We start from the raw sequence: 6,088 nt of genomic DNA on the forward strand, positions 1-6,088 counted from the left end.
CTTATTTTCTGGTAATAAAGCTATTATAATTAAAAAAGATTTAAGTACCCAAGAGGTAATAGTATCATAATTATAATCTTCAAATTTATTATAAAATGTATTAAAATAGTTCATATATTGAAATGCTACACTAATAGTGAGCGTTAAATACATTAAAGAAATAATAAATATACTATCATTTTTTATTCTTTTGTAGGAAATTACAAAACTAGTACAAGCTAGTATTGAAAAAATAAGTCCAAAAGTCTCCATAAAGACTATGATTAATTCCATATCATTATTCACTAAGCTTAATTTAATGAAAATTCTAGCGATAAGTATTACAGATAGAATTACAATACCACTGATTATTTTTATAAAAAGATTCTTTTCTTTTTGAACTATTAGTTTATCCCCCATTATGCTATCCATACTCAAATATTACCCCCAAATTTACTTTATAATTATATTTCATTATTAATCTAATTATAATATTATCAAAAAAATGCTATTTCGACAATTTAATATAATTTTTTCCTAACTCAGTTAAAACTATTCCTATTTTACCTTTAGATAAAGATATGTAACCTAAATTTTCTAGATAAGAAAGGTTTTTTCTAATGGAATATTCACTTAAATTGTACTTATAACCTAAAGACTCTAAAAGAATTTTTCTTCCAATGATATTTCTATTTAGGTTGTACTTATAAATAGTAATTAGCATTTCACTTTGTATATTATCAATAGGATTATGACTTTTATTCATAAAAAAGTCATAAGTACAATCCAAATCATCTTGGAAGTCACCCTGGAAAAAGTCTCGTTCAGGGACATCATCTGATGTTAATATATTATTATTAGACATAGCAATCATATAGCTAATAGTATTTTGAAGTTCTCTGATATTTCCATGCCAGTTATATTTGCATAGTTCTCTTATTGCTTCGGGGGTAATACTATAAGTATAGTTAGATTCTTTATTTACAAAAGTGTGAATAAGAAGAGGCAAATCAGATTTTCTATCCCTTAAAGGAGGAATCTTAACATATCCCATTTTTAATCGATAAAATAAGTCTTTTCTAAATTCATTTTTCTGTACCATTTCAAATAAATTTTTATTTGTAGCGGCAATAATTCTAACATCAATAGGCTTAATTTCATGACCTCCAATTTTTATGATTTCTTTTTCTTGAAGAACTCTAAGAAGCCTTGATTGCATCTTTAGAGATATATCCCCTATTTCATCAAGAAAGATTGTGCCACCTTTTGCCAACTCAAAGAATCCCTCTTTTCCACCTTTTCTAGCACCAGTAAATGATCCTTCTTCATATCCAAAAAGCTCACTTTCAATTAGCTCATCATTTAAAGAACTAAAGTTAATTGCTAAAAATGGACCATTTTTTCTATCAGATTCATTATGGATAGCACTTGCAAAGAGTTCTTTTCCGGAACCACTTTCACCATCTAGAAGGATAGTAAGATTACTATGACTAAGTTTTTTTAAGGTATTTTTTACTTTAGTGATTTCTTGTGACTCACCTACAATATCATCAAAATTGTATTTTGCATAAAAACCTTTCTTTCTAAGTTCTTTAATCATTTTTTCATTGGCAAGTATAGTTTCTTTTATACTCTTAAAAGTAACTACAATGGAATCATTTTGAAATTCATAAAACTTACTCAGAAGAATTTCATTATTATTTATATTTACTATTTTCTCATCTTCTTCAAAGTCACAAAAGATAAAGTCTAAAATTTCTTTGTTAGTTATAATAGAATAAATATTTTTATTAACAAAATTAGAATGATTTAATCCAAGTATGTTTCTTAAATTACCATTCAAAACGGAAATATTTTTATCAGAAGAATTAATAACTAAAATTCCCTCATTAATACCGTCTAAGGCAATCCCTAGATGTTTAACAAGTTTTGCATTTTCATTTGATGAGATGGTAAGCCTTTTTGCCACATTTATAATTTTTTGTAAGTATTTATTGGAGAAGCTTTCTGCATTGGAGATAAGTATTCCAGCACAGTTTAATACTTCAGCAATAGTCTGAAAATCTATAATTCTTGTGCCTAGATTATAAATCTTATCAACAAAAGACGGAACTTTATCCAGCTCTCCTATGGTTATAGCAATGCTAACCTTATCAAAAACACCATTCAAGCCAGGGTAATAAGGGATGTAGTTTAGATAATCAATACCAAGGTTTTTTAATATCTCTATAGCTTCGTGAGTAGAAGACTCTGTATCGTTTACAAGAAGCACATCCGTGTTTGATGGTATGGGAACAATTAAATCTATATTATCAAAGTTTATAGTTCTTTTAGCTATAATTAGATGCTCTGAATTGTAAGTAATATTTTTACTTTTTAGATGAGCTAGAGCATCATTACTTGAAACTAAAAGAATATCGCATTCAAGATGATTTATATTTATAAGTTCCAAAGAATAAGAAGTAATCTCAATTTCTTGGGGAATATATTCATTCAATTGAGCATGTAAAGAATCCCTAGTAGATTCTGATCCTGTAACTATTATTAATGATTTTTTCATGTGGAAATCTCCTTTTATAATGGTTGAAAATGTGTTTAATGGATGATTATAATAACCCATTATAAAATTAAAGTGAAAATTTGTAAATGATTGTAAAATAAGAATTTCAAAAATAAAAACTTTTCAGAAAAATAATAAAATATATAAGGTTTATTGGGAAAAACACATTATATAAAAAACTATTTGAAAATAATAAAACTTGGCACGACAATTGCTTAATAAAAGAAATATGAGAAAAATAATATCAACAAATAGATTTATTTTAATTAAAATTTTTAGGAGGATAAAGAATGAGAGAAAAGAAAAAAGCCAACTTGTTTGTGGCGTCGTTGCCAATTTTATTTGTTATAGTAGCATTAATATTAGGTAATACAATTTTTAGTATAAGAATGGAAGCAATATTATTGATATCAGTTGCATTTTCAGCAGCTATTGCTTATGGGCTTGGGTATTCATGGGATGAAATCCAAGTGGGTATGATGGATAGAATTGCAGCATCAATGCCAGCTATACTTACAATGTTATGTGTGGGTGGTCTGATAGCAGCTATGATATTCTCTGGAATAGTACCTATGATTATATATTATGGAATGGAGTTAATAAGTCCAAAGTTTTTAGCACCAACAGCTTTTATAATTGTAGCATTAGTTTCAACAGTAACAGGTAGCTCTTGGGCATCTGCAGGCACTGTTGGAGTTGCGATGATAGGTATAGCATCAGCTCTTGGAGTGTCACTTCCAGTAGTTGCAGGTGCAGTTGTAGGTGGAGCAATGTTTGGAGATAAGAACTCTCCATTATCAGATACAACAAATTTAACAGCTACAATAGTAGGGTGCAGTGTTTATGATCATGTTAGACAAATGCTATGGACAACAGTACCAGCAGCTATAATAGCTATAGGAGTGTACTTCTTTGCAGGGACTAGTATGACTACAGAATTTACAACACCAGAAAGTATAGTGCTATTATCAAGTCAATTAAAAGAGATGTATAATTTTAATATACTACTTTTATTACCACCATCATTAATAGTATTTGGTGCGGTTAAAAAGTGGCCAACAATACCAGTTTTAGTTATAGCAACTTTAGTATCTATGGTAATGGGATCTTTAATACAAGGTTTAGATTTTGCAGATGCATGTACAGCAATAATAAAAGGGTTTGACGTAACTATGTTGGGATACGAAGGAGAAGTACTTCCTGAAATTATACAACTACTTAATCGTGGTGGTATAAACGCAATGGGACCAACAGCAATTCTTGGATTTATTGCAATGGCATTTGCTGGAGTTATGAATGTAACTAAGTTCTTGGAAATACTATTAACAAGTATATTAAAAAGCGTTAAGTCTGAGCGTGGACTAATGTTTGCAAGTTCAATAGTTGCCATGATATTAGGTGTATCGACAGGAAGTGTTAATGTTACTTTAGTTGTTACAGGAGAAATGTTTAGAGGGGAATTTGTAAAAAGAAGATTACATCCAGCCAATCTTTCAAGAATTTGTGAAGATATAGGAACTACTTTCTTAGCAATTCTTCCATGGAGTTCAAATGGTATTTATATGCAAAGTACACTAGGGGTAATGGCAGCAGCTTATGCTCCTTGGGCAATAGTAAACTATGCTGTTGTACTAATAGGCGTGGTTATTGCTATTACTGGAATCGGTGTAAGAAGATTAACTGATGAAGAATACGAAGAGTATGTAAAAGAATTAGGATTAGAAGATAGTGAAGGCATAATAGCGTAAAATAGATAATTTTATTAGGAGGTAATCATGGGAATAAATTTTGATTCAGATATAAACTTAGGAAGAATAAAAAAAGGGCAAAAAAATCTTATAACAGACGTTCCTGGTGTTAAGGTAGGTCATGTTACATTAAATCATGGGGAAATAAAAACAGGAGTAACAGCAATACTTCCACATGGCGGAAATATGTTTAAAGAAAAGGTAATGGCATCTTCCAGCGTAATAAATGGATTTGGAAAAAGTTTAGGACTGGTACAAATAGATGAATTAGGGACAATAGAAACACCAATAATAATGACAAATACTTTAAGTGTTGGTACAGCAGCAACTGGATTAGTAAAATATATGTTAGAACAGAATGATGATATAGGAAAAACCACAGGAACTGTTAATTCAGTAGTAGTTGAATGTAATGATGGATTTTTAAACGATATAAGAGGACTTCATGTAAAAGAAGATCATGTTTTTGAAGCCATAGAAAATGCAAAAGAGGATTTTGAAGAAGGTTCAGTAGGTGCAGGAACAGGAATGAGTTGTTTTCAATTAAAGGGCGGTATTGGATCTTCTTCAAGAGTTGTTGAACTGGATGGGAAAGAATATGTTTTAGGAACTTTAGTACTTTCTAACTTTGGACTGAAGCCAGATTTCATACTGGATGGTAGAAAACTTGGTGAGGAAATAGATAAGTTAGACAAGTTTGAAATGGAAAAAGGTTCAATAATAATTATAATAGGTACGAATATACCTCTTAGCGAAAGACAACTTAAGAGAATTTCTAAAAGAGCTGCCATAGGCCTTGGTAGAACAGGTTCTTACTTAGGAAATGGAAGTGGAGATATAGCCATATCTTTTACTACAGCTAATAAAGTAAAACATTATGAAGAATCTGACGTGATGAACATAAAAATGATACATGAAAATAAAATAGATTTTGTGTTTAGGGCAGTTGTTGAATCTGTAGAAGAATCTGTTGTAAGCTCTATGTTACATGCAAAAACTACGGTAGGTAGAGATAATAACGAAAGAAAAAGCTTAACTGATTATTTATAAAAAATATATATCTACAAATAAAATACTTATAAATATAATTTATGATTATATAAATTGAAAAATAAAGAGGTGCAAAATGAAGACGGTTGGTATTATTGGGGGAATGGGTCCCCTTGCAACAGTGGATTTATTTGGAAAGATAGTAAATTTAACAGATGCAAAATGTGACAATGACCATATTCATATTTTGATTGATAACAATACGTACATACCAGATAGAACTAGCTATATACTTGGAGATGGTGAGAATCCTATAGACGAACTGGTTAAATCAGCTAAAAGACTAAAAAATATGGGAGCAGACTTTTTAATTATGCCTTGTAACACAGCTCATTACTTTTACAATGATATAATTAACAATGTTTCTATACCTTTTATAAATATGATTGAAGAGACTGCAAACTATATTAATAATAAAAATATTAAAAAGGTTGGCTTACTATCGACTACAGGAACTATAAATGCAAAAATATATGATAATATTTTTAAAAATTACAATATTGATGTTATTAAGCCAAGTGATGAAAATCAAAATATTATAATGGATTTAATTTATGGAATAAAAAAAGGTAAAAAAGAATTTGATATGAAAAAAATTCAAAAGGTTTTATCTGATTTACGCCATAAAGATGTTGAGTATGTTATTTTAGGGTGTACGGAATTGCCTATTGCATTTGAACTATTAAATTTATCAGGGAATTATATTGATCCAACTGAAATTTTAGCTAAAGCAGCTATAAAAAAAGCTATT

At 29.4% G+C, this 6,088-nt stretch carries 5 protein-coding genes; 3 read left to right on the forward strand and 2 right to left on the reverse strand.

Going from position 1 to position 6,088, the window contains the following annotated elements; genetic code table 11:
• Positions 1-411 (reverse strand): hypothetical protein (locus tag NSA58_RS14255; protein WP_257560614.1); only part of this gene is annotated, 411 nt, incomplete at its 3' end.
• Positions 412-487: 76 nt separating this feature from the next.
• Positions 488-2,539 (reverse strand): sigma-54 interaction domain-containing protein, encoded by a 2,052-nt coding sequence (locus tag NSA58_RS14260; protein ID WP_074429600.1) that lies wholly within the window; start codon positions 2,537-2,539, stop codon positions 488-490.
• A gap of 290 nt (positions 2,540-2,829) precedes the next feature.
• Between NSA58_RS14260 and nhaC the strand changes: the two genes are divergently transcribed.
• The 3 genes from nhaC to cuyB form a co-directional block, all read left to right on the forward strand.
• The gene (gene nhaC, locus NSA58_RS14265; protein WP_074079923.1) at positions 2,830-4,287 is read left to right on the forward strand and encodes a Na+/H+ antiporter NhaC; all 1,458 of its coding nucleotides are present in this window, start codon (positions 2,830-2,832) and stop codon (positions 4,285-4,287) included.
• Positions 4,288-4,314: 27 nt separating this feature from the next.
• Positions 4,315-5,337, forward strand: a complete 1,023-nt coding sequence (locus tag NSA58_RS14270) for a DmpA family aminopeptidase (protein ID WP_074079924.1) — start codon at positions 4,315-4,317, stop codon at positions 5,335-5,337.
• A gap of 76 nt (positions 5,338-5,413) precedes the next feature.
• Positions 5,414-6,088, forward strand: a 675-nt coding sequence (cuyB, locus tag NSA58_RS14275) for a cysteate racemase (RefSeq protein ID WP_257560615.1), incomplete at its 3' end; no start/stop codon positions are given.

The sequence above is a fragment of the Terrisporobacter muris genome (assembly GCF_024621905.1).
Classification (GTDB): domain Bacteria; phylum Bacillota; class Clostridia; order Peptostreptococcales; family Peptostreptococcaceae; genus Terrisporobacter; species Terrisporobacter muris.

Coding starts and splice junctions, on each gene's coding strand:
- NSA58_RS14260 (WP_074429600.1), bottom strand. CDS start 2,539: ATGAAAAAATCATTAATAATAGTTACAGGATCAGAATCTACTAGGGAT.
- nhaC (WP_074079923.1), top strand. CDS start 2,830: ATGAGAGAAAAGAAAAAAGCCAACTTGTTTGTGGCGTCGTTGCCAATT.
- NSA58_RS14270 (WP_074079924.1), top strand. CDS start 4,315: ATGGGAATAAATTTTGATTCAGATATAAACTTAGGAAGAATAAAAAAA.